23 protein-coding genes, 1 tRNA gene and 1 pseudogene are annotated in these 24,206 nt (G+C 61.5%); 16 read left to right on the top strand and 9 right to left on the bottom strand.

Annotated features, from left to right (window positions below; all coding sequences use genetic code 11):
* Window positions 1-36: 36 nt before the first annotated feature.
* The 5 genes from MSZK_RS04675 to MSZK_RS04655 form a co-directional block, all read right to left on the bottom strand.
* Window positions 37-426 (bottom strand): DUF4344 domain-containing metallopeptidase, encoded by a 390-nt coding sequence (locus MSZK_RS04675; protein WP_099245336.1) that lies wholly within the window; start codon window positions 424-426, stop codon window positions 37-39.
* Between the two features lie 85 nt (window positions 427-511).
* The gene (locus MSZK_RS04670) at window positions 512-877 is read right to left on the bottom strand and encodes a DUF2834 domain-containing protein (RefSeq protein ID WP_233211117.1); all 366 of its coding nucleotides are present in this window, start codon (window positions 875-877) and stop codon (window positions 512-514) included.
* A 15-nt stretch (window positions 878-892) separates the two neighbouring features.
* Window positions 893-2,416 (bottom strand): GMC family oxidoreductase, encoded by a 1,524-nt coding sequence (locus tag MSZK_RS04665; RefSeq protein WP_233211116.1) that lies wholly within the window; start codon window positions 2,414-2,416, stop codon window positions 893-895.
* 31 nt (window positions 2,417-2,447) lie between these two features.
* The gene (locus tag MSZK_RS04660) at window positions 2,448-3,023 is read right to left on the bottom strand and encodes a DUF308 domain-containing protein (RefSeq protein WP_099245332.1); all 576 of its coding nucleotides are present in this window, start codon (window positions 3,021-3,023) and stop codon (window positions 2,448-2,450) included.
* Between the two features lie 139 nt (window positions 3,024-3,162).
* Window positions 3,163-3,744, bottom strand: coding sequence for a TetR/AcrR family transcriptional regulator (locus MSZK_RS04655; protein WP_099245330.1), 582 nt, complete (start codon window positions 3,742-3,744; stop codon window positions 3,163-3,165).
* A gap of 352 nt (window positions 3,745-4,096) precedes the next feature.
* Between MSZK_RS04655 and MSZK_RS04650 the strand changes: the two genes are divergently transcribed.
* Window positions 4,097-4,564 (top strand): hypothetical protein, encoded by a 468-nt coding sequence (locus tag MSZK_RS04650; protein ID WP_099245328.1) that lies wholly within the window; start codon window positions 4,097-4,099, stop codon window positions 4,562-4,564.
* Window positions 4,565-4,572: 8 nt separating this feature from the next.
* Here the strand turns inward: MSZK_RS04650 and MSZK_RS04645 are convergent, their stop codons facing one another.
* Window positions 4,573-6,084, bottom strand: coding sequence for a serine/threonine-protein kinase (locus MSZK_RS04645; RefSeq protein ID WP_158230548.1), 1,512 nt, complete (start codon window positions 6,082-6,084; stop codon window positions 4,573-4,575).
* Between the two features lie 130 nt (window positions 6,085-6,214).
* Between MSZK_RS04645 and MSZK_RS04640 the strand changes: the two genes are divergently transcribed.
* From MSZK_RS04640 to MSZK_RS04585, 12 genes are all read left to right on the top strand, one after another.
* The gene (locus tag MSZK_RS04640; RefSeq protein WP_233211115.1) at window positions 6,215-6,577 is read left to right on the top strand and encodes a tyrosine-type recombinase/integrase; all 363 of its coding nucleotides are present in this window, start codon (window positions 6,215-6,217) and stop codon (window positions 6,575-6,577) included.
* Between the two features lie 572 nt (window positions 6,578-7,149).
* On the top strand, window positions 7,150-8,313 hold the full coding sequence (locus MSZK_RS04635) for a hypothetical protein (protein ID WP_099245324.1): 1,164 nt from the start codon (window positions 7,150-7,152) through the stop codon (window positions 8,311-8,313).
* Window positions 8,314-9,649: 1,336 nt separating this feature from the next.
* A complete protein-coding gene (locus MSZK_RS04630; RefSeq protein WP_099245322.1) occupies window positions 9,650-9,928 on the top strand; it encodes a hypothetical protein in 279 nt (92 codons plus the stop codon).
* Window positions 9,929-10,417, top strand: coding sequence for a hypothetical protein (locus MSZK_RS04625; protein ID WP_099245320.1), 489 nt, complete (start codon window positions 9,929-9,931; stop codon window positions 10,415-10,417).
* Complete coding sequence (locus tag MSZK_RS04620) at window positions 10,414-11,127, top strand: hypothetical protein (RefSeq protein ID WP_142389868.1); 714 nt, start codon at window positions 10,414-10,416, stop codon at window positions 11,125-11,127. The genes MSZK_RS04625 and MSZK_RS04620 overlap by 4 nt, the downstream gene beginning before the upstream one ends.
* Before the next feature lie 269 nt (window positions 11,128-11,396).
* A complete protein-coding gene (locus tag MSZK_RS04615) occupies window positions 11,397-13,400 on the top strand; it encodes an AAA family ATPase (RefSeq protein WP_158230547.1) in 2,004 nt (667 codons plus the stop codon).
* A gap of 408 nt (window positions 13,401-13,808) precedes the next feature.
* Complete coding sequence (locus MSZK_RS31955; RefSeq protein WP_142389867.1) at window positions 13,809-14,258, top strand: hypothetical protein; 450 nt, start codon at window positions 13,809-13,811, stop codon at window positions 14,256-14,258.
* A complete protein-coding gene (locus MSZK_RS04605; protein ID WP_142389866.1) occupies window positions 14,255-15,001 on the top strand; it encodes a hypothetical protein in 747 nt (248 codons plus the stop codon). The genes MSZK_RS31955 and MSZK_RS04605 overlap by 4 nt, the downstream gene beginning before the upstream one ends.
* A gap of 142 nt (window positions 15,002-15,143) precedes the next feature.
* Complete coding sequence (locus MSZK_RS04600; RefSeq protein WP_099245308.1) at window positions 15,144-15,746, top strand: recombinase family protein; 603 nt, start codon at window positions 15,144-15,146, stop codon at window positions 15,744-15,746.
* The gene (locus tag MSZK_RS04595; protein WP_099245306.1) at window positions 15,746-16,252 is read left to right on the top strand and encodes a hypothetical protein; all 507 of its coding nucleotides are present in this window, start codon (window positions 15,746-15,748) and stop codon (window positions 16,250-16,252) included. The genes MSZK_RS04600 and MSZK_RS04595 overlap by 1 nt, the downstream gene beginning before the upstream one ends.
* Window positions 16,245-16,868 (top strand): uracil-DNA glycosylase family protein, encoded by a 624-nt coding sequence (locus MSZK_RS04590; RefSeq protein ID WP_233211114.1) that lies wholly within the window; start codon window positions 16,245-16,247, stop codon window positions 16,866-16,868. The genes MSZK_RS04595 and MSZK_RS04590 overlap by 8 nt, the downstream gene beginning before the upstream one ends.
* Before the next feature lie 3 nt (window positions 16,869-16,871).
* Complete coding sequence (locus tag MSZK_RS04585) at window positions 16,872-18,302, top strand: site-specific integrase (RefSeq protein ID WP_099245304.1); 1,431 nt, start codon at window positions 16,872-16,874, stop codon at window positions 18,300-18,302.
* Here MSZK_RS04585 and MSZK_RS31950 read toward each other — a convergent pair.
* The 3 genes from MSZK_RS31950 to MSZK_RS04580 form a co-directional block, all read right to left on the bottom strand.
* On the bottom strand, window positions 18,299-18,736 hold the full coding sequence (locus MSZK_RS31950) for a hypothetical protein (RefSeq protein WP_142389865.1): 438 nt from the start codon (window positions 18,734-18,736) through the stop codon (window positions 18,299-18,301). The genes MSZK_RS04585 and MSZK_RS31950 overlap by 4 nt on opposite strands.
* 129 nt (window positions 18,737-18,865) lie before the next feature.
* A complete protein-coding gene (locus tag MSZK_RS31945; protein ID WP_142389864.1) occupies window positions 18,866-20,122 on the bottom strand; it encodes a hypothetical protein in 1,257 nt (418 codons plus the stop codon).
* Between the two features lie 132 nt (window positions 20,123-20,254).
* Window positions 20,255-20,328, bottom strand: a tRNA-Gly gene (locus MSZK_RS04580).
* A 202-nt stretch (window positions 20,329-20,530) separates the two neighbouring features.
* On the opposite strand from MSZK_RS04580, the gene MSZK_RS04575 reads away from it, so the two are divergent.
* The 3 genes and pseudogenes from MSZK_RS04575 to MSZK_RS04565 all read left to right on the top strand — a co-directional run.
* Window positions 20,531-22,333: a glycoside hydrolase family 64 protein gene (locus tag MSZK_RS04575; protein ID WP_099245302.1), complete on the top strand. Its 1,803-nt coding sequence runs from the start codon at window positions 20,531-20,533 to the stop codon at window positions 22,331-22,333.
* 20 nt (window positions 22,334-22,353) lie between these two features.
* Window positions 22,354-22,935, top strand: a complete 582-nt coding sequence (gene dcd, locus MSZK_RS04570) for a dCTP deaminase (RefSeq protein WP_099245300.1) — start codon at window positions 22,354-22,356, stop codon at window positions 22,933-22,935.
* 155 nt (window positions 22,936-23,090) lie between these two features.
* Window positions 23,091-24,206 (top strand): annotated as a pseudogene (locus MSZK_RS04565) (hypothetical protein); the annotation flags it as partial.

The following is a 24,206-nucleotide window of genomic DNA, read 5'->3' as shown; positions in this document are numbered from 1 at the left end:
GTGTTTGGTAACCACACCGATACCGGAGGTCCTCACCTACTTCCGCTCACCACGCCGTTCACAACCTGTCTGGGAGTTACAGCTAGGGCTCCAGAAGGCGTTGGCCTCATCGCACTGGGATCCGCGCAGGGGGATGTCGACGGGCAGCTTCAGTGACTGGTTGATATCGGCGGCAAGGTCTTCGAGGACGTGGTTGTCCTGCAGCAGCTTCTTGCCGTTGATCGCTTCGGGACTGGTGGCGTCGTCGTAGGTGACGATCATCGTGCCGCCGGCGTCGGCCGTGGCTGTCTCGTCCGGGCCCTTGCCCTTTGCGGTCTCCGCCGCCGCAGAGCTACCGGAGGATTCGGCCTTCTCCTCGGTGCCGCCACCGCCGCATCCGGCCACCAGCAAGCCGATCGCCAGCACCGGCAGAAATCGAGTACGCATGCCCCAACCCCTTCATCAGACGCGACCAGATATTGACACGCTCGCAGATACCCGGATGGGGCGGGGCTGGTTGGCCCGATTCTCGTCAGCGGGACGAACCGTCGCGGGCGGCAAGTTTCAGCTGCCTGGCGAGCAGGAACAGCGGGAACGAGACGCTGATGGCGATCACGAAACTGGCCGCGACATAGGCCCACAGGTGTCGGACCGCCAGCCGGCGGCCTTCTACGACCATGAACACGACGGCGGCCAGCGCGACGACCAGCAGGTCGTTGGTGAGTGACGTGGTGGCGTAGTTGACGTATCCGGCGGCGAAGAAGCCGGTGATGCCACCCCCGCTGAGCAGATAGGCGACCGTGTTGCCGAACGCGAAGATGAGCGCAGCCACCGCGAGGGCCAGGTAGATGCCGCAGAGGAGTTTGTCCGCTCCGGTCAGGCGCGAGATCGTCGTCATCGACGGATTATGCGCTCAACGCGCAGACCGGATCAGCTCGGCCGCCTTTTCCGCGATCATCATGGTCGTCGCGTTGGTGTTGGTCGCGACGATGCGGGGCATGACCGATGCGTCGGCGACGCGCAGACCGCGCAGCCCGTGCACCCGCAGCGCGGGATCGACGACCGCTTGCGCCCCGGTGCCCATGGCGCAGCTGCCGACCGGGTGGTAGTAGGTGCCGGTGGCGCGGGCCAGGTATTCGCGCAGTCCCGATTCGCCAGTGACATCGGGACCCGGTAGCACTTCCCGCGCCCGCCAGTGGTCGAAAGCCTTGTCGTTCGCGATCTCTCGGGCGACCTGCACTCCGTGCAGCATCCGACGAACGTCGCCGTCCGTGCCGAGATAGTTCGGATCGATCAGCGGCGGCGTCTCGGGATCTGGACCTGCGAGCCGCACCGTGCCCCGCGCCGTCGGCACGGTGGCGACCGCGACGGTGAAACTGTTCGCCGGGGCGGTCAGGTGCGGAGGGTGAAACGGTACGTGAATGAACATCAATTGCATGTCGGGACCGCGCAGCGCGGCCTCGCTGCGCCAGAGCATGGACGCCTCGGCGAGATTAGCCCGGCCGGAGGGGATCTCGCGTGCTGCCTCGTAGACGACGCCGCACAGCGGATGATCGTGCAGATTGCGTCCCACGCCGGGCAGATCGTGAACGACCTCGACCCCGGCGGCTTCCAACTCGCCGGCGGGTCCCACCCCGGACAGCAGAAGCAGCCGCGGCGAGTCCACCGCCCCCGTGCTCACCACCACCTCCGCATTCGCGGCGACGGTGACTGGGTGGCCGTCTTTGGTGAACTGAACTCCGGTGCACCGATTTCCGTTGATGATCAACCGGCGTGCGCGCGACCCGGTCGACACGGTCAAGTTCGCCCGACGGCCGCGCAGCGGGTGCAGGTAGGCGGCCGCGGCGCTCTGGCGGGCACCCTCGTGGATCGCGAGGTCGTGCCAGCCCGCACCTTCGGGCGTGGCGCCGCTGAAGTCGTCCGTCAGGGGATAGCCCGCGGCCGCGGCCGCGTCGAGGAACGCCTGTGACAGCGGATTCGGCTCGGCGGCAGGTGCCGGACGCATCGGCCCATCCGCACCCCGGTAACGCGGGTCTCTACCCGCGACGGTCTCCATTCTCTGGAAAAATGGCAGCACCCCGGCGTAATCCCAACCGGTACAGCCGGATTCGGCCCACTCGCCGAAGTCGGCGGGATGACCCCGCAGATGAACCATCGCATTGATGCTGCCGCTGCCGCCGAGCACGTGACCGCGCGGCCAGAGGTGCGCGACGTTGTCCGTGCTCGGCTGCGGCAGCGTGTGATACCCGTAATCCACGTCGGTGCCCCAATGTGACGGCCACGCCGGCGGATCGGCGAGTCCGGGCTTGTCATCGGCGGGCCCGGACTCCAGGAGCAGCACCGAGACGGTCGGATCCTGCGACAGGCGCGCGGCGAGGACGCAGCCCGCCGATCCCGCACCGACCACCACATAGTCATACGTCTCGTCGACATTCATCGAACTCATCCCTTCGACATGTGTTTCGTGCTCAGGAGCGACGGCGACGGGCGTCGCCGACGGTCAGCCAGAGAGCCGAGAGCAGGAAGTAGAACGCGCCGAAGGCGGCGTAGGGGGCGATGGCGCTGACGCGGGGCACCTCGGCCCCGCCGGCCTGCACCAGGAAGCTGACACCGGCGACTGCCGACTGGATACCGCTGACGACCATCGGCCACTGCCCGCCGGCATTCTTCCAGCGGCGCACGCCGGTGCCGAGTTGGAGCAGTCCGGCCAGCGCCGCCCAGACACCGAAGACGCCGAGGACGGCATTCATGCTCGACGTCAGGGCGACCGCGACAGCCAGGGTGGTCGCTGCGCTGACCGCCGCGTTGACCGCTTGGGTCGGATTGCGGCGCAGGCCGCCGTTGTGTTGGGCGTCAACAAGATTGGCCGCCGCATCCCATGCCGGATAGATCAGGAGAAGGGTCGCGATGACGGCGGCTGGGCTGCCCGCCAGCGTGAAAGCGGCCGCCACCCAGGCCAGGGAGAATGCAGCGCGCGCATAGTAATAGCGCTCAAGCCAGGTGCGGATCCCGATGCCGTGGGTGCGGTCGAGTGTGTCGGACATGTCGTGGCCTTTCGTGGGTAGGCAGGCTTGAGCCACCGGGCAGGGCTTGCCTGGCTGTGCTTGCGCCGAGATCCGCGCATGGCGGATCAACCGAGGTCGCGCCGGTCGCGACTCGGGGTCAGTGGGGGACTACTGGTGGTTATTCGTGGTGTGGAAGCGGTCGCAGTCGATCGATGGCGGGACGGGTGATGGCGGCGAAGGTCGCCGGGTCGCCGTAGGCGCGTGCCGAGGCCATGGCGCCGTGCACCGTGGCCATCAGGGTTTCGGCTTCGGCATGAGGGCTACCGGTCAAGGCGATACTGCCTTGGCGCACACCATGTTCCATCGCCGACTCGAGCCAGGAGGACAGGTGTTGGAAGTATCCGCGCAGTTCGACCACGATCTCGTCGGGGAGCACCGGGATCTGCGTGGCGAGCAAGGCGCAGAGGCAGTAGCTGGTCTCGGGCGTTCCGATGCACGCTTCCCAATAACCGGTGAACGCCTGCAGCTGTGCGAGCGCGTTCGGTGCATCGCGTTCCATCGCGGCCAGGCCCGCTTCGGCTTCTTCGCGGTATTGGCGCACGAGGGTGGTGACGAGGTCGACCTTGGTGGGGAAGTGGTGGTGAATGCTGGCCTTGCGGATGCCGACCACTTCGGCGATGTCCGCGTAACTGAACCCGCCGTATCCGCCGGCGACGATCGAGGTGCGTGCGCACTGGAGTATCGCGTCTGCGGTGGACATGTCGGTCAGCCTACCTTCCGATAGGTAGGGACGGCAAGAGTGGGTTGAAGGGGCTGGTCTTGGTGGTTTGAAGGGCAGGTGGCGTCATTCGGGTGACGGGGTGCCGCGCGGTCGCAGACGACCTGGTCAACGTGGAGCCGATGACGGGAATCGAACCCGCGTATTCAGCTTGGGAAGTCGGTCGACCGCATTTTGGGGCATCCATGCCCGTCGCGGTGATGCGTTCGACGTGCGGTAATCGTCCCCCTAGGTGCTTTAGGATGCGATCGAATCCGGCTCCCTTGTGACCCTTACGTGACCCGCTCGAATTGCCCGGGGATCATCGTCACCCCCATCGACTAGCGTCACCGACATGACGGACAACGTTCTCGATGTGTACCGGAGCCTTCCCATGGACGTGAAGGTGACGCTGCTTGAGAGACCACATGGCGCGGTACCGAAGGAGCTTGTGCCTCGGCTGAGCCGGCTTTCCGGCACGAGCCTGGCGGGTCCGGCCATTTGGCTGTCGAACCCGCCAGGCAGCGACCCTGGGGGTTTCACTCTCCATGGCGAGTTGCCCGACAGACTCGAAGTCATCCGCGCGCTCTTGGACCATTGGTGGTCGACTCTCGATGCCGAGGTGAGGGACCACCTTGTCGAGAACCGCAACGGAGAACTGGACGGCCAGTACAAGGATGCGGTGATGTGTGTGGGCGACGGGAAGCCTGGCGGGCTAATCGTGGCAGTCGTTCAGGACAACAAGACTGGACGGTTCCGACTCCCCGCGATCGTTGATGTCTACGCCGAGATGAAGGCGCGCGAAACAACAACTGAGATGTAAGCGGAACGCTACTTACTCCACCAGCGGTCCCAGCGGATCCGGCCCTCAGGCAGAATCATCGGTCGCTGCAGGGTGTTGAACGCAGCGTCGGCGAACCATCCCAGCCATCGGTTCACGAATTCGGATAGGTCCGAGCGATCCAGCTCGTTGAAATCACGTGCGATTTGTGCAATTCCTATTGTGAGCCGGTTAAAAGCACCCCCGTTGTGCAAAGCAGAGACCGAGAAGGGGTCCATGGTGGAGAGTCGCGATCCGGCCTCCATAAAGGCGACTTCGTACCAGGCGAAGCGCTCTTTCTCCACAGCGTTGCAAAACCACAATGAATGGCCTCTGCCGTTCCACTGATTTCCGCCATTCCGCATGTTAACCGTGATGGCCGACTCAGAAATAACCGTGAACGGAATACTGTCAGCAGTCGACTCACTGAGCCTAGGCTTGTCCAAACCAAGTTGTCCGCTCAGCAGTTGAGCAACGAAAGCCTTGCCCTCGACCCGAGCAACATTTCGACCGGCGGACTCCGTCAACAACTCAGCCACGGGCGCATTGTCGTGAATGGCCTCCATGAGCGCATTTTCAATCCGCTGAAACGAGGCCGCAGCGTCCTCGTGCAGGCGTTGCCTCCACTCCAGGTGCTCTTGTTGAGCCGAACGAATCGCATCCGCCTCCGAGCGGCTGTGTACCACTTCCCGGTTTGCAAGGGCGAGCCTCTCTAGGCCGCTGCCCCTCGGGCCTTCCGCGGAAATCCTCTCCAGTCGCTTCAAGATTGCTGATGCTGTCGGTCGCGACTCAGGCGCCTTGTAAAGGCATTCGTCAATTAAGTCTCTGAGTCGCGTGGGTCCAACATCCAACGGGGCTGCGGCTTCATTCAAATGTTGCCGGCGAAAATCAGGTCCCATGAATGGTGGGTTGCCACTTAATAGTTCATATCCGATGACGCCGAAAGCATAAATGTCAGCGGGTTTATCAGCATGCTCCATTCGCCATTGCTCTGGAGCAGCGTAGTGGTCACTCCACTTGTATTTGTGCGTGTCTGTTGCCGTTGTTGCCGCGGCATATCGTGAGATCCCGAAATCAGCCAACCGCCAGGACCCATCGAGCAGCAGCACGTTTTGGGGCTTGAGATCGCGATGCACCAGAGCTCCACTGATTTCACCAAGTGCAACTGCGATATCCGTCAGGACAGCTAAAGCCTCGTCCACCGTCAGAGAGCCACCTCGATCCTCGAGGAGCTTCGCCAGGGACTTCTCAGCTCTGGGCATGACCAGCACCCAACTGTCGCCGTGCTCGCCATCGTCCAGAACTGGCACAACATTCCGATACTGGGCCGCCTGGGTGGCAGCGCCGATCAGAAGTTCCCGCTCGGCTCCTGGGTCCTTAACCACAAGTTTCGCAACTGCTTCATTGCCCAGCCCGTCGCGGACTACATAAAGATCGCCGAAACCGGCACTATCCGCGTTGAGTGGTTCGACGACAAACCACGACTTCTGCCGCAATACAAGTTCTTCCCCCGAGACCAACACAGCCAGATTTCACCATGGCTACACGACTCCGACAAGGAACCCGTCGATTCTGCATGCCGACCTGCGCAAACCGGCGAAGCGGTCCAAAATAATGATCACCAGAAAAAGTCCCGGGAACCCGGATCGTCTGGTGAAGGTGCTGCGGGCCGCGAAGAAGCGGCAGGCCGCCGAACGGCTGGCGCTTGGGGAGCACTACAGCTGCGGCGAGTATGTGGTGTCGAACGAGATCGGTGAACCGTATAACCCAGCGGTGCTATCCAGATATTGGGCCAACGCGGTGAAAGCGGCTGGGGTTCGCCACATTAAGCTGCACGGAGGCCGACATACCGCAGCAACACTGATGCACTTGGACGGTGTGCCAGTAGCAGTGATAGCCGCTTGGATCGGTCATTCAGATCCGACTTTGACACTGCGCGTCTATGCCCATTCGCAGGACGACGCGCTCAAGGCTGCAGGTCGGTCGCTGGACCGCCCGCACAGGAGTTCCGTCTGACTTGTGACCCTTGGTGACCCTGAGGGTCTCGGTCGAACGCATTCGAACAGCGTTGGCGCTGCTCACATGAGAGCCGATGACGGGAATCGAACCCGCGTATTCAGCTTGGGAAGCTGCTCTAGCTAATTTTGGCCACGCTCCCGACCTGCGGCGATAGATCCAATTTCATAGCGAAATCACCTGTGGGACAACGCTAGAGGCGTACTGGAGTATCGCTCCGGTAAAACTCTGGGCTGACTCGAATCTGACCACAGCAACGAACAAAATCCGAACGAATAGCAAACTTGCATCGCGAGTCGAACGGGTGTTTGCCGACGCGACCGAAGTCGTAGCGGCCACCATGTCGCCTGGGATGACGCCGCTGCTTATGGGCAGCTCTGCCGCCGAACTACCCGAATCAAATCGCAGCTCTACCGCAGGCGTACCTATTCAAAATTGATTGGCCCATAAAGCCCGCACGCTGCAACAAATTAGCGAATTTGCGCGTAGAGTGAGCCGCACTTAATTACACACCGGCCACGGCGGGCCACACAATGAGAAATGGATCTACACTCATGCGCTCGCGACTGCTTATGACCGCCGAATACCCGCTCATCGACGGTATCCCCGTGTTTCCGATTTTTGGTAGTGATCCGGCTGGCGGTTACCACACTCAAGGCGACGTTTTGGTTAGCCATACGTCGGACGGTGTACCACTCGATACGCTCTGGGATACGCTGCGCGATCTGCTCTCAATTTGGCGTGAACGCCAGGATGCTCTGCTGAGCCTTTTGGCGTTCGATACGACTGACGTGGCCGAAGCTGTGCCGCAGAGCCTTTCGCATTTCCAATTCGAGGAAGCAAGCGAGTTCGGCGAGCCCAAGGCTCATCAGGGTGGTGATAGCCTGATCCTTGGCTACGGATTCTCGGACTACGATCTGGCAACGCGCTATACGTGGAAGTACCTGCGCGATGCGACCGCGCGTCAGATCGAATTCGATATGAATGCCGCACTTGAGGCCGACCAGCGTTTGCGTACGGCGAAGGTGCTCGGTCGTCTGTTTTCGCCGGCTCAGCGGATCACGCCTGAGGGTAATCCCGAATTCGGTTTGTGGAATGGCGCCGATTCGATTGCGCCGATTGAGTATCTGGGTAAGACATTCGCCAGTGATCACAATCATTACCTGGTGTCGGGTGCTGCGGCCATTGACTCCGGTGACGTAGAGGATTCCATCGGCCTCATTACCGAGCACGGCTACGGCACGACGCAAGGCAGCCGGATTCTCGTGTTCGCGAGCCAAATGCTGTGCGATCAGATCGCCAGTTGGCGCAAGGGTGAAGAATCGCGCTCTGGCGGGCCAGTGGCCAAGTTCGATTTCATCCCGAGTTCGGATGCACCGGCCTACCTGTCGACTGAGTTCATCGTCGGTCAGACACCGCCCGCCGAGTACAACAACCTCAAGGTGATGGGCAGCTACGGCCACGCGCTGATCGTGCCGCACATTCTGGTGCCGAATGGCTACCTGCTTACGGTCGCCACGTCGGGCCGGAATTCGCCTCAGAACGTCGTCGGCATCCGCCACCATTCCAACCCCGCATATCGCGGCTTGCGCCAGATTCCGGGCAAGGGTCAATACCCGCTAATCGATAGCTATTTCCAGCGCTCGTTTGGTGTCGGTGTCCGTCACCGTGGCGCTGCGGTCGTGACTCAAGTCAAGGCCAGCGGTTCCTACGAAACTCCGGCTATCTCGGTCTAGGCCGTAAAGCCGATTAGCGACCGAAAGGTGAGCTGATGGCACGTCCACCGCTAGGCGGGTGGTCGCCGCTATGGCGTGACGATGCTGCCCAACGGCAGATGGAACAAGACAACTCCGGTTCCGAATTCACCACGCCACCCGGTTACCGCGACCCCGACCAGTACACCGGGACAGCGGCCAGCCAATCACTGCCGCACGCACTACCCGAAGGGAACCCCAATGGCTAAGGGAAAAGGCAAGCGCCGTTCGCGCGCGAAGTCTGGCCGGTTCAAGAAAAAGCGGTGACGTGATGGCACGCGGACGCCGCACGTACAAACGGGACGCAAAGGGTCGGTTCGCGAAAACCGCGAGCGCTGCCAAATCGCTGGTGCGTAAGGCTCAAGTGGGCAGCGTTGGTCCTGGTGGTCGGTTTCGTGGTGTATCGGTCGCGGGCACGCGAACAGTGAAACGCCGCAACGTCAAAGTGGCGGTCTACGGCAGTGCCACTGTCGGCGTTAGGCGGATTGCCTAACCCATAGACCGGCTGGCGAGTCGGCCCGCTTCAACCGATTCGCCAGCCACCAGACCCCAGTTCGGAGCTGGGAAGGCGCGGCTTAACCGAAGGGCTGCGCGTGACCCCCGTATTTGTCGACTTGTCCAACTACGGGGGTCACATCATTCCATTCCCCAACGGTTACGGAATGATCCGGCGCACCCAATCGCTCAGATGTAGATCAAGCACGCCGCGACCAGCCTCACCGGAAATCAGGACGCGATCGAGCTGGTCGGATGGCGAGTCACGTCAAGCACCGGCCAACGGGTCACGGTGCCATCAGCGGCGGCCATTGCTAGGCAGTCACCGGCAGTGACGGCGTGGCCAACCACCGGTTGTGTAGGTAATACCTCTGTCATGGTGGCGACGGTAGACCGCTGCGCTTTGGTTCGCACGCAAGCCTTTTGTCCGCAGGTGATCGACCCGGTTTCCCTAGCGATTGTGTGGCGCAATTTTGGCCACTGTCGCCGCAACCCAACCCGCCCTGGTGGTCGTTCGAAACAGGTGCGGCACCGTGGAATTCCCTACGGAAATCGTTAGCTGTCGAAGTCTTATCGCAAATGACATAAGCCTATTCGCGCTGTTCAGAGATGTCTCCGCCATCCCGCTCCGGTGCTTGTCCGGTTCGCTACGGACGTGCTAACGTCGTCAACAGGTACAGCCAGCACCCGTGACAGCACCGGGTAAGACGAGCCAGGCCAATTCGCACAGTAATTCCCCCGACCGGATTTCGGGGAGACCCGTAAACGGAAAGCTGGAAAGCCTATGTCTCGAAACGTAGTTCAAGCGTCGAAACGACCCGCCATGCCATACGCCGACACCGACATTCCCGAGGAATTGAAGACTGAACGGCTCAAGTACTCGGCCACGCCAAACATCAAGGGCATGGATGCCGCTGCGGCGAGAATCTGTGAGCTGTTCGGTATCGCTGTCACAGCGTCGTTCGTCAAACTGCATACCGAGCAGACGCGAAAACTGGCCTACCACAAAATTTCTGGGAATCGCTACTACAGCGATCGGGGCCTTTTCGATGTGATGCACATCGGCACGCTGCCTGACGTTGACGTCCAGGTGAGCGCGTAAGTGGACGACGACGACTTCGCGAGCTTTGTTGAGTGCCAACAAGTTCGCGACATGGAAGGCGTAACGCTGCGCGAGGACGGCTCGTTTGAACGCGAGTCAATCTCATTCATCATCGTAGAGAACGCGGTCGCCGAAGACGGCAGCCACGTCACGAATATCCGGCCCGCGTCGTTCGTGCCGTTGTCGTTCGGAATCGAACCGAATCACCGCCTGTTCGACTTCCTAGACCGGTACGCAGCCAAGGCGCGTTACGGCGCAGCGCGATGGGACATTAGAGACCTCACGCACCGCGTAGTACCGGACGATGAGAACCCTGGCGAACTCACCGTCGAGACGACGTTCGACCTCATCGTAACCATCGGCGACGTAGAGACCGCCATCGAGGGTTGCGAATACGACAGCGAAATCCTCCCGCTTCAAGTGCAATTCGCCATCGCGGACGGTCGCGCCAGAGCGTTAGCCGAATACCAGAGGGAGATTGAGCCGTGACCGAAACACGCCAACACGCAGAGGATTTAGTCGCCAATGCGCTTTCACAGAGAGACATCACGATGGATGACTTGCTAGGAGAACTGGACATGCCTATAGATTTCGAACCCGACGCGCGCTTGCGCAACGAACGTGACTCCGACGACATCAATTTCTACGGAAGCCTTGCCGCATCAAGAAAGGGCATCATCGACGGTCGCCCGCAAGGTCTTACCGAAGCGATGACAGCGGACAATGACGAACCATTGCGGATGCTGACCCGCAACGAGGTCACCAAGCACCGTTTCGTCGGCAGCGAGAACGTTAACGTCCGCGATCCTCACCAGGAACTTGCGAGCAAGGCAGAAGTATTACCGCCGTGGGATATTCACGATCCAGACACCGCCAACGTGCAACGCGGCCTAGTGGCGGGCAGGCCGGATGAAATCTATGTAATCCGTGGCCGATTCAGCGCGCGCGACCTTCTGGGCATGGTCTGGTCTCAGCGCGGAATCACGACAGGATGCGGGCTACGTATCTCGGTCGATTGCGACCGTGATGCGACCCCGCCGAACGATCGTGAACGCTCGCAAAGGGTTTGGGGAGTCTTTACCGTTCCTCACGGTGAGTACCTGGTCTATTTCACGACGTGTGCCAACTGCTATCTGTCGCTGTGGCACATGGACGGCGAGGCAACCAATTTCGACGTAATCGACCCAAAGTTCGATTAGACCGCGATTGCGGTATGACGCTGCGCAGACGGCACTTTTCTGGTCTCCAGTCGGCAACTCGCCAGCGTTGGCTAGTCGAACCAGCAACGAATTCGACTGTAGCGTAGATGATTACGACAAAAGAAACCCCCGCCCACTGGCCGGTCAAGCTAAGGGCGGGGGTCATCGAACGAGGTGATGTGGATACTGTACCAAGCGCAGCCGGCCAACCTGAGGCTGACGCGCTCTTGGCGACAAGAGTCCAGCCGGTAATTCCTGACGTAACTGGTTTGAGCCCGTTCAAGGCCGCCCAGCGCCTTGCCGAGGGCAATTGCTACGTCCTGCCAATCGACCCGGCAACACCGAAAAACCCAGGCTCAATTGTCGGCAAGGGCTGGCCGAAGCGATCCACCCGCGATGCCGACACAATCGAGGCCTACTGGGACAACGACGATCCACCGTCAATCGCTATCCATACGGGCCGCAGTGGCCTCGTTGCTTTCGATCTCGATATCGACACCATGCCCGAGGAACTGGCGTGGCTGCGAACGGGCAGACACCAAGCGTCACGCGAATACGCGAGCGATCGCGGTCACTATGTGTTCGCGAGCACCGAGACATTCATCTCAGGAGATTTCAAACTCAGCAACGGCACACAAGTCGGTGAGATTCGCAGCGGTAACACCGTGATCGTCGTCGAACCGTCTACGCACGCCAAAGCCTCTCAAGGTGGGCGCTACCGGTGGGTTACGACCGGCGTGGTGCCCGACCTGCCCGAGGTCGCCCGCGCATACCTGACCGCCAAGGCGGATGGTGTCGAGCCCGCTACGCAAACAGCCTCACGCGAGCAGGTGGCCGACTTCATCGAATCTACGGCCAATACCGACGACCGACCCAATGCCCTAACCGCCCTGGTGGCCAGCGTCGCCAAACAAAACAGCGGCACCCGCAATTGCGTACGCAATGCGCTGCGGATTGCAGCTGGTGAATCAAGGCTTGGCTACTACCCGTTCGCGCGCGCCATTGCTCAGATAGAACGCGCGGCGCGCGAGTCTTACGCCAAACGCGGAGAGAGCTACGAGGCACAGATTGGTGCTAACGAATTCGGGCGCTTGGTGGCCAACGCCGTGGGGTACGCATTATGTCGCGATCTCGACAGCATCCGTGCAGAGGCCAATCGCGATTACGGCAGTGGTCCCCGCGAGTTCGCCGGATTGGCCGATGGGCTGCGATTTCGCATCGAACCGGGGAGCTCTGAGCCGGCCAAAATCCTCCGCAATGCACCGCTGGATTTGCGGCAGTTGCGAACTCGACCGCCACAGCCGATTTCGTGGCTATTGCCCGACGTACTGGCGCGCGACAGCTACGTATCGCTGTCGGCTGCACCGGGCACCGGCAAGTCGGTGCTTACGCGAGCGATTGCGGTGGCGGCATCGCTGGGCCGCTCGGCGTTCGACCCTACGTACGAGACGGAATCGGCCAAGGTGATCTATCTCGATGCCGAAAACGGTCAGGACTGGTGGCGTAGCGGGCTCGATTCGATGGGCGCACCGCTGGACCTGCCGAACCTGTCGGTGCTCTGTTATCCCGATGTTGGCGGGCTGGACACGGCCAAGGGAGCGCGCGAATTCCTGGCGCTGATTCAATCGGTGGCCGCAGGCATGGACGACCAGGTTGATTTGGTTGTGCTCGATACGGTGAGCCGGTTCATCGATGGTGGCGAGAACGACGCAGATACGTGGAGTCAGTTCTACCGATTGGCTATCCAACCCTTGCGCGATCAACAGGTGGCCGTACTGCGGTTGGACCACCTGGGCAAGGATGCCGACAGAGGCCCGCGCGGTAGCTCGCACAAGCTATCCGACGTGGATGCTGATTTCCGTATGACCGCGGCACGCGCTGGCAGCGACGATTTGACACTGACTCTAGGCAAGCGACGCCGACAGCACTTCGCGCAGGTATTAAGTGTGCGACGGCTCGACGACCCATTGCGTCACGAATTGGGCTCTGGCGCCGCCTCGTTCATCGTGCGTACTGCCGATGGAATCGCGACTGTGCTCGATCCTGACACGAGCGCACTGGTATCCGAGCTGGACCGGCTCGACGTCGATCCCGCGTTGGGTAGAGATAGGGCCAAGGCCGCGTATCTGCAAGCTGGCGGCCAATTGTCAGCCGACAACAGGTTCTGGGCCGCAGCGGTGCGATTCCGTAAGCAACGTGCCAAGCAACCGAAATCATCGGAAATACAGAATGATTCGGCCGTTAGCGGGAGCGCCGACGATGACAGCAAATAGGTTGTGCCGCGTTTGCGCTGGTCAGTCTGTCTGCAACTGTCTGGAGCTATTCGCGCTGGTCAACTGGTATTTCGTACTGTCCTGTCTGCGGTTGTCCCAGACAGGTCAGAATCGCTTTGACCAGCGGATATACCGATTTGGCGGCTCATATCGCCCGGTACCTGTCTACCTGCGGAAATGCCGATCCGAACTGTCTGGGACAGATGCAGACAGAACCGCATATCCGCTGGTCAAACTGTCTGGGACAGGTCCAGACAGGTTTTGCCCCGGCTCTAGAGGCTCTGTGTCCCTTCCCTCCCTATAGGGGAGGGGACAGGCCGAGCCCAGCGGACGACTACGGAAGTTACCGAGAATGCGATCAGGACTGTGGCAGAACACAATTCGAAAACGAATGAAGGGAGGTGAGCAGTGTCAGCGGTACAACATTCCAACGGAAAGCCGATACGGGTATCAAAGGGCAATCTGATACTGATCTGTGAGGTATGCGGACATCCGGTCGTCAACGGTGCTGGATTCCTGACCATCCGCGAGCGCAAATGGCTTATTTACCACGGTGATTGCGCACAGACTGACGATGTGACGTGCGGTGTGATCCCCGGACCTAACGGAAACCGGCCATGCCGGATCAATGTATCGCTGATCGCCACCGCTGAGCTGTTGCTGACCACATTAGACCTCAAAGCGACCAACTGGCTGCAATTGATACAGAAAGTGGTGTGGGACAGCGAGTTCTACTTTGATCCCGAAGGACTCAACGGCGGCAAACGGACCGCCAAGCAATTAGTTGAGGCCAACTACGCAGCCTACCAACGGGCCGGTTTCGGTACGCAATTGAATGTGAAAGCAGGGGAGCGATGACAACGGACTCATCGGAGAAATCACCTATCGAAAAGAAGCAACACGGCCTTGCAGGGCCGCGAGACTGGTCGAAACGACCTGATTCCTCCCGCCGCTGTCATGCCCACAAAAAGAACGGCGACCAGTGCAAGAACGCCGCTCTGGCCGGTCAATCGGTATGCAAGTATCACGGCGGCGGTAGTCCGCAGGCTATAGCGAAAGCTCGCGAAAGGCTCTCAGCCGCAGCCGATCGCATGGCAGAGCGGCTACTAGGCATCGCCGAGAGCGAGAAGGTTCCGGCCTACGTCGCCTTGCAAGCCGTGAACTCGGTGCTCGATCGCGTCGGCATTACCGAGCCGAAACAGGTTGAGGTGACGGTCAAGCCAATCGATCAGATATTTGAGTCCATCGAGGGCGGGAGCCGCAGCGAATACAGGCAGGCTCGCGGACTGCCAGACCCACAATCACAATCGCCAGCGAATGAACATCACGACACACACCGCCATGGCGGGACATTGGCGCTGGGGCCGGGCTGCGTGATCGATGGCGAAGTGGTCAGACCCGAGGCTGACGACCACCAGGACGGCCTAGAGACCCGCCCCGAGGACGACGACCGGCTTGAGGCGCACCGACGCGCCACAGAAACGTTGGCGAATCGCCCTCCGCCGATGCCGCCCGCCGATGGCTACTTGCCTACCGATATCGCAATGGAGCGCGTTGCCGAAGCGAACCGCGCTCATCGTGGGCAATTGAGGCGTAGGTGACTGTCTCAATTCCAAGGTTCTGCAACCGGAGACGTACTGACGCTATTGGCTCGCAAAAGCGCTGTTGAGTGCGTCTCATAAGCTGTTTCAAAAGAGATTCGCAAAATAGACGAGAGACCTCATTCTGAGATAGGGTCAGGCCATGACGACGACCGCAACCGGCCAGGTGCTTGGTTACGCCCGCGTGAGCACCGGCCACCAGTCGCTCGACGCGCAGACCGACGCGCTGACCGCTGCCGGTGTTGATCCGGCCCGCATCTATGCCGACCAGCTTTCCGGCTCGCTACGGCGCGCGCAGCGGCCACAGATGGCCGCGCTGCTGGACTACGCGCGAGCTGGTGACGTGATTGTGGTTGTCGGTATCGACCGGCTAGGCCGCGATGCTGCCGAAGTGATGATGACCATTCGAGAGCTGACCGAACGCGGCATAGTTCTGCGGTCCATTCGCGAGGGAATCGACACAAGCAACGCCACTGGCCGGATGATTGCCGGTGTGCTCGCCAGCCTGGCCGAACTGGAACTTGAGCTGATTCGCGAGCGAAAAGAGGCCAGTAGCGCGGCGCGGCGCGCACGCGGGTTGAGCGTGGGCCGGCCAAAAGCGCTGAGCGCATCGAAAACCCAACTAGCGCAACGGATGCGCGAATCTGGCGAGCCGGTGCCGGTAATCGCTGATGCACTCGGAGTGAGCCGTGCAACCGTCTATCGGGCTTTGGAATCGAAATCGACTGGTACAGAGGGGGAGTAATGACCACAAATTCGGTACGGACTCAAGTGATCGGCGCGGCGGGTGAGGTGTTGGTGCAATACAAGTTGCTCAAGCACAGCATCGATAGCGCTCGCATGACCACTGATGACGGAATCGACCTGGTGATGTACCTGCCCGTCACGCGCCAGGCCGCAACGGTGCAAGTCAAAGCCCAATGGGACGCTCGACCGGCTGGCGGAAAAGGGGAACCGACACGCGGCTGGTCGTTCGACGTGAATTGTCCAGCGCAATGGCTTGCTTGCGTTGATGTTTCGCGGGATCGCGTGTGGCTGTTCACCATCGATGAGGCGCGCGAGCTGGCACAGGAAAAGCCCGCAAGCGGCAAGTGGAAACTGTACTGGTACACCGATGAAGCGAATGTAAAGGGCTCGCCGCGTCGTGAGGCTGATATGGGCGATTCCGAGATCGAGACCGTCATCAGACGGCGGTTACTTGGTGAATCGGCTGTGGCAGAGAGTCCGACGGGGGCGAGTTGCGGTGGTTGATATCGATGTCAGGCACGCGAGACTTGCCGAGCAGATTCGAGCCTGCGACAAGTGCAAGGGAATGAATAAGAAGGGTAAAACGCAGTCCGCACCGGGATTTGGCAACGTTCGCGCGCCTGTCGTGATCGTGGGCCAAAGCCTCTGCGGCCCTTGCATGGCTGCGCAAGAACCGTTTAAGGGTGGCACGGGCAAGCTGTTGGATCAGGCGTTCGTGAACGCTGGCCGTGACAAGAAGCGAGACCTATACATCACCAACGTTGTTCACTGCCATCCCAAGAACAATGTCTCATCAGAGCAGGAATGGATCGACAACTGCGCACCGTATTTGACTGAAGAACTCGACATTGTGCGGCCTCGCTTGGTCATCGGATTGGGTGGCGATGCGCGAACCGTTCTAGCCGAGAGATTCCCGGCCTCACGCCGGTTGCCCTGGCCACTGCTGTCGGTCGACGGGCTGACGCCACCTACGGCCGAATCACCCGACCTACTGTTTCCGACGCACCCCGGCGCATTCCGTTGGAAACCCAAGGATGAACGCGACAGGCTCACAGCAGAGTTTGTGAAATGTCTTGAGATTGCGGTGCGGTGGGGCTTCGACTTGAACGGGGGAGCGTAGGTCATGGCGCGGTCTATCAAACGAAAATCCGCCAAGGGTAAGCGGTATACCGGCATGTATTTCGAGAGCGACGGCAGCGAGTGCAGCGCCGGGACTTTCGACAGCGAAAAGGCTGCGCTCGATGCCGCCCGTGACGCCGAGAAGATGGTGACACAAGGCAAATCGCCGGCCAATCTGCGTGATGCCGGTAGGGCGACATTTGCCGTTGTCGCTGCCGAATGGCTTGCTGCTCAACATGATTTGAAAGCCAGCACCCGTGCTGAGTACACAAACCTATTGGCTAAGAAGACTCGCGCTCGCAAGAATGCGGACGGCGCCAGCACTGCGGGGCTATCGATTGCCGCGACGTTCGGTGCTCGTCCGATCAATTCGATTGCGCGTAAAGACATTACCGAGTGGGTCGGTGCGCTAGTGAAGGCGGGCAAGTCAGCGTCGACGGTGCGGCATCACTATTTCGTGGTCAAAGCGGTGCTCGATCATGCTGTGGCTGATGGGCGAGTGCTCGATAACGTCGCTGTCGGCGTCAAGCTGCCCAGCGAGCGGACGGTGGTCAATTCGTCGCCCGGCGTTGTGGACGATCCCGACATGTTTCTGTCGGCAATGCAGGTTGCCGCGCTGGTCGACGCGACGCCGTGGCCTTGCTCGGTAATGGTTCACCTGGCCGCGTGGTCGGGATTACGTGCCGGTGAGCTGTGCGGCCTACAGGTAGGCGATATCGATTGGCCCATGAACCCCAACGGCACGGTGTGGCTGCGGGTACGCCGAACGGTGAGCGATACCGGCGGCGAGCTGACCTACGACACGACGAAAACCAAAGGCAGCAATCGGCGGGTGCCGCTGCGTTCGGCCACAGCCCAATTGCTACGCGATTACCTGGCCGAGCACCCGCGAGCCGATGAGCCGACCGCACCGCTGTTCTGTGCGGTGACGCTGGCACCGGTAAAGCCGACTGGTAAGCGTCGTGCCGACGACCACGGCGGGGAACCGGAAACCGCTGCGCAAAAGGCCGACCGGCAGGCAGTCGCTTTGGCCGCGCTATCGGTAGCAGAAGCGACTGACCGCCTGGTGCTCGACTGGACGGCTAAGCTGCGCCACCAGACGTTCTACAAGGCCGTGTTCCGGCCTGCGGTATTGCGAGCCAATCGCCTCGCCCGTGAATCAACCACCACCGCCCTGGCGGGAGACCAGACGGACGTTCTGCCTAGGCAATTCAAGTTCCACGGGTTGCGGCACTCCTACGCGAGTTTGTGCGCGGCGGCGGGTCTGCCGGTCGAAAAGGTCAGCCAGTACTTAGGGCACTCAAAAACGTCGACCACGCTTGACATCTACGTGCACCTGTTCCGTACCGATGACGCCAGCGACGACATGGCCGCGCTGGACTCAATGGATACACCTAAGGCTACGAATGTGGTGCCGCTACGTCAGCGGGGCTAGGACGGTGCCTCTGGGCAATAGTTGCTGACGATGTAGTACGCAATCTTTGCTTGGGCTACCGGATCGTCTTTCCACGCTGGGTAATCCTTATTTTGAAGTGCATACGGAATCGACAGAATTCCCAATCCTGTACCCATCGAGATCATTTGCGCTGTCAGGTGAGCCGCTTTCGGGTTTTTGCAGAAGTCGGTTGCTTGGGAGTCGGCAAATTGTTTGGTAGCAGAGTCTATTTCATTAATTTGGTCAAGCCAATATTGCGCGTTCACTGCTGCACCTCGCGGAGCGTGGTAGGCCAACGTCGGTGTTGCAACGGTGGTGGAAGGCTTTTCAACGGTCGCTGTCGTCGTGGCAGTGCCTCCTGAGCTACCACCGCACGCTGTCAGCGCAGCAGTAGCAATACCGAATAGAGCTGCGTTGGCCGCCTGTCTCCACATGGCTGAGAAATGTAGCCTCCGGCTCTCGCGTCCACCGGTGGTTCTGCGAAATCACTGGTGCCTGATGTACATCGGGCGTGAGCAAGCGTTTAGCCGTGCAGATTGACGGCCCCAGCACGGCAGTTTGAACTATCCGGCAGCTTTGTCGGTCTTGTCGGTCTTGTCGGTCTTGTCGGCAGTGTCGTCTTTTGCGCCAAAGTGGTCTAGCATTCGCGCAAATGGGTTCGGGCTGTCCGCTTCGTCGTCGGCGAGACGTCCATGCAGGTATATATTCTCGGCCATGCCGTTACGGATTCGATCCTGTTGGTCCGGTTCTAGTTTGGATATGAATGCTTCGACTGTCCGGAGACGAATGTCAGCGCTTTTACTCGCCCGCGCCTGGCGGTGATTGGTTGCGCCGCGACTGAATAGATAGCCGCCGAGAATCACCGCTCCGACGATGATGCTTAATCGAGTAAGACTAACTGCCACCGTGCTATCGGTTCCGCCCTGATTGTTCAGGAAATGCAGGAGCACGAATGTCAGTGGAACACCGATTACGGCAGCACCAAGCACGTCGTAGACCCATGCCGCCGCGGACTTCCTGCGCGCTTGCATTCCGAAGTCTGTTGCAACTGCTCGTTGTGCTAGCCAGTCGGCAGAATCCTTACTCGCGAGCGCAAAATCCTCTGCTTCGTGTTGGGCCTTCTCGGTATCGACTACATGTTGACGTGCAGCGGCTTCGAACCTCTCGAGCTTTTTGACTCGGGACGCAATTTCCGCCTCAATTGCCTTGTCGTATGCTTCCTCACCGGATGCTTCAACACGATTTATCGCTTCGATGTATTCGTTTTCCCTTTCGCCGAGAGATGCGGTATAGGAGTCTGAGACAGACGCCGTTACGGTCTCTATTTCTGCCAGTTGAGTTCGGAGCGTGGCGATATCCGTCTCTAGTTCATCTTTGCTCTTCTGCAAAACTTCAAGTGCTAGCTCGGCTTCTTTTTTGTAATCGCTGAATGCGCGTCCTGCCGCTTGGGCTTGCCCACCCGCTGGCAGGGCGGGCCATTGCGCCACGTACGCAAACACACTTTCGACATGCACCGCAGCGTCGTTCACCGCGTTTCCGTACGCATCGGAATCGCTAACAAAGTTTGCGAGATTGGCGTTCACCTGGCCACCTAGTGTGGCGTCCACATTGTCGAACATTGACTTTGTGTAGAAAATCTTCGCGCCTTTTTGCTGATGCTCGCGAAGTAGTTCAAGAGCTGTTTTCAGCCGGACAACCGAAGCGCGTTGTGGCGGGTCGAGGTCTTCGGGGAGACGTTCGTCGTCTAAGTAGCCGGCGAGCGCGTCGACTTGTCCCCACATGGGGTGCTGGTCAAAGACGTCTTCGTCCCAAAAAGTCACGGAAGGAATGTTAGCGCTGGGCAGTGACAATCCTGGCTAATCGAACGCTTGTTCTCGCCGAACAAAATCCGAACAAAATGGGTACGAGACTGAATCTAGATGTGCTAGATACCGCGCTAACCAGGTATTTCGTGGAGCCGATGACGGGAATCGAACCCGCGTATTCAGCTTGGGAAGCTGATGTTCTGCCATTGAACTACATCGGCGGTGGACACAGAGGTTAGCACTGCTGCCATCAGCTGTGTGAAATGCGTCCGTACCGTCGGCCCAGCGGGGCAGGCCGACCCTGAGCCAGACAGCAAAGTGTCGTGTGCAGGGAGCAATCCGGAGAAATCGCACGACTTCGCTGCGAAAGGCCCCGCAACGGGCATAGCATCACCGGCATCCAGCTACATCGAACGGGGACCGATGAAGTACGCCGCGCACGTGGGATGGGTCGGAGCGTCCGCCGTCGCGCTGGGAATCGGCGCCGCGCTGCTGGCCGACCCTGCGACCGCCGGCGCCGAAACGTCGACTGCGGACAAGCCCAGCACCTCGGCGCCCGCACAGGCAGGCCCGCGCAAGCCGGCCAAGACCACGGCCAGCAGCGCCCGCGCCGTCGGGCGTCCCCTCTCGGTGGCACCGCGGAGTCGTCCGCGCATCAAGCCGGCCGTCGGGCTGCGCCAATCTGTACAGAAATTTGTACAAACGGCGCAACGCACCTGGTTCCAGCGCACCTTCGAGGCCGTCACCCCGACCTTCCCGCCCCAGACCCGGTCCGAAGCACTCGACGCGGGTCAGACCAGTGACCCGTTCACTCTCGACGGTGTCGATACCGACGGGCGCCGACTGACCTACGCCGTGCACGGGCAGGGCAGTGCCGGTGGCACCCTCACGGTCGCCGGCACCCAAGCGACCTACACCCCGCCGAGCAGCTGGGACGGCGACGCGGCGTACACCGACAACTTCCACGTCACCACGTCGGACTTCTGGAGCGGCCCGCACATCCACGGCCTTTCCGGGCTGGTCAACCTGCTGACCTTCGGCTTGCTCGGATCCAGCGGACACGGCGCGTCCGGCACGGTCACCGTCGCGGTCGAGCCGTTCTCGGCGGCGACCTTCCCGGTCGACTTCGTCAACAACTCGCCCTACACCAGCAGTCAGGTCTACGTCACCGTGATGGGCCAGACCTCCAAAGACCACTGGGCGTGGGTGGATCAGACCGGCACAGCCCACGCGATCAACCACGACGACGCCACCGCGCCGGGTCATCTAGTCAAGGACGGCGTCGACTACGCCAACATGTCCTACACCCTCGACGAGGCCGCGAAGTTGCGGATGCCCCCGGAACTGCAGGGCGCCAGAATCTATGTCTCCGTGGGCCAGCCGCTCTACATCGGCATCAGCCAGGACAACACCGGCTGGACCGTGCCCGACCCCGTCGACGTCGCCAATCCCAACTACGACACCGTCTACGACTGGTACGAATTCACCTACCAATACGGCGGCGTGCCCTTCGGCGCCAACACCACTCAGGTGGACGCCTTCGGACTTCCATTGAGCTTCACCGTCGTTCAGGACTCCAGCGGCTTCTCGGCCACCCGCGGCACCGCCGTCAGCCGCAACCAGGTGTTCGCGACGTTCGAGAACTCCGTTCCGGCCGCGTTCGCTCCGCTCGTCATCCGCGACGGCCAGGGCAACCCGCTGCGGATCGCCTCCCCGCGCTCGGTGCAGCCCGGGGCGCTGGCGCACTACCTCGACGAGCCGGTCGACGACTTCTGGGCGACGTACCGAACCCAGACCTTCACGTTCACCTCCCCAGGCGTCTACACCGTGAGCGGCCAGATCAACGCCGACAACCAATTTGCCTACACCGTGACCGCGCTCAACCCCGCCGGTGTCTCGGGAAGCTACGTCATGGCCAAACCGACCACCGCGGAAGTCTTCGCCGGCAACGGCCCGTTCGTCGGCACCCACGAGCAGGGTGCGTTCCTGGCCCAACTCAACGCCGCCTTCAACCGCGGGGTCGCCAGCTCCCCCGAACAGTGGGGCAACGTCGCGGCTTACTATCCGGCCGACACCAAGCACAACTCCTACGCGCAGGTGTTCCACCAACTCGGACTGGACGGAAAGAACTACGGATTCCCGTACGACGACGTCAACAACCAGAGTTCGGTACTCATCCTGGACAACTCGCAACCACCGGACACGCTGATCCTCACGCTGAACTGATCCGCCTATACGCTCATCGCGTGCTGCTCTCCGATCGTGATATCCGCACCGCCATCGCCGACGGCCGCCTCGGCATCGACCCGTTCGACGACACCCTGGTGCAACCGTCGAGCGTGGATGTCCGGCTGGACAGCCTGTTCCGGGTCTTCAACAACACCCGCTACACCCACATCGACCCCGCCAAGCAGCAGGACGAACTGACCACCCTGGTCGAACCCGAGCAGGGCGAGCCGTTCGTGCTGCACCCCGGCGAGTTCGTGCTCGGCTCGACGCTGGAGTGCTGCACCCTGCCCGACGACCTCGCCGGCCGGCTGGAAGGCAAGTCGTCGCTGGGCCGGCTGGGGCTGCTGACGCACTCCACCGCCGGCTTCATCGACCCCGGCTTCTCCGGGCACATCACGTTGGAACTCTCGAACGTCGCCAACCTGCCGATCACGCTGTGGCCGGGCATGAAGATCGGCCAGCTGTGCTTGCTGCGGCTGACTAGTCCCGCCGAGAACCCCTACGGCAGCGCCAGCGTCGGCTCGAAGTACCAGGGGCAACGCGGACCCACCCCGTCGCGGTCGTATCAGAACTTCATCCAGTCCAGCCCGGGCGAGTAGCCTCGGAACTCCAGGGTCAGGTGCGTGTCACCAGCTAACCCGTTCGGCTGTAACAGTGCCGCCACCTGCGGCGATGAACTTTCTAGTCGAGCGGTTCTAGCAGGGTGGAGCGCAGCAGCGGGTCGGGGGATCCAGCAAACAACCTTGGAGGGGTAGTGGACATCGCACTCGGTGTGTCCATGACGCCAACGACGGTCCGGATGGTGCTGGTCGAAGGCGAGAAAGCAGACGGCGTCACCGTCGACAACGACACCTTCGACCTCACGGTCGGCGACGGTGCGGCAACGGCGGCCGAGCAAGTCGTCGCGGCGATCCTCGGCACCCGTGAGAGTGCCGCCGAAGGCGGACACCGGCTGGTGTCGACCGGCATCGCCTGGACCGACCATGCCGTGGCGGCCGGCCTGCGCGACGCGCTGAAGGCCCGCAACATCGACGACGTCGTCCTGGTGTCCGAACTGCACGCCGCCGGCGCGCTGGCCCAGGCGGTCGGCGGAGCCGTCGGCTATGACCGGACCGCCCTGATGCTGCTCGACCGCGACACCGCGACCGTGTCGGTGGTCGAAACCGCCACCGGCGCGATCGTCAAAGTGCAGACCGAAAGCCTGCATGCCCAGGACGCGGTGGCCGAACTGCAGCGGATGATCGCCGGCCTGCAGGCCCTCGACCAGCCGCCGCAGGGCCTGTTCGTCCTCGGGGCCGGCGTCGACGTTGCGGCGGTCAAGTCGCAGCTCGCGCTGAGCACCACGCTGCCCGTGCACGCGCCCGAGGAAGCCGAATTGGCCCTGGCCCGGGGCGCGGCGCTGGCGTCGGCCGCCGCACCCCGCTACGAGGCCTCGACCGTCGGCCTCGGCTACGCCCGCGACCCCGACGGCACCACCGCCGGAAAGATCTACCCCGCCGGCGCGGACACCGAGATGGCCGAGGCCGGCACCCAGATGGCCGCCGCCGGCTACATGGCCCCGCTGGGCTACAGCGAAGTGCCCGACGAACCCGACGACCTCGGCTACGACGCGGTGCCCGCCGAACTCGACTTCGCCGTCGATGAGCCGGGCCGCAAGCCGTTCCTGCTGGTCGGAAGCGCGCTCACCTCGATCTTCGTGGTCGGCGTCGTGGCCCTGGTGATCTCGCTGGCGGTCAGCATCCGCCCGACCGTCGACCAGCGGCCCAGCCCGGCCGAGAGCGTGATCGTGCCCAGCAGCCAGACCCCTGCGGCCGTCGCCCCCGAAGCCGCGCCCCCGCCGCCGTCGACCCCGTCGGTGCCCGACACCATC

It is taken from the genome of Mycobacterium sp. shizuoka-1 (genome assembly GCF_002723835.1).
In the GTDB taxonomy this organism is placed as follows: Bacteria; Actinomycetota; Actinomycetes; order Mycobacteriales; family Mycobacteriaceae; genus Mycobacterium.
This window is presented reverse-complemented; position numbering and strand designations above follow the sequence as displayed.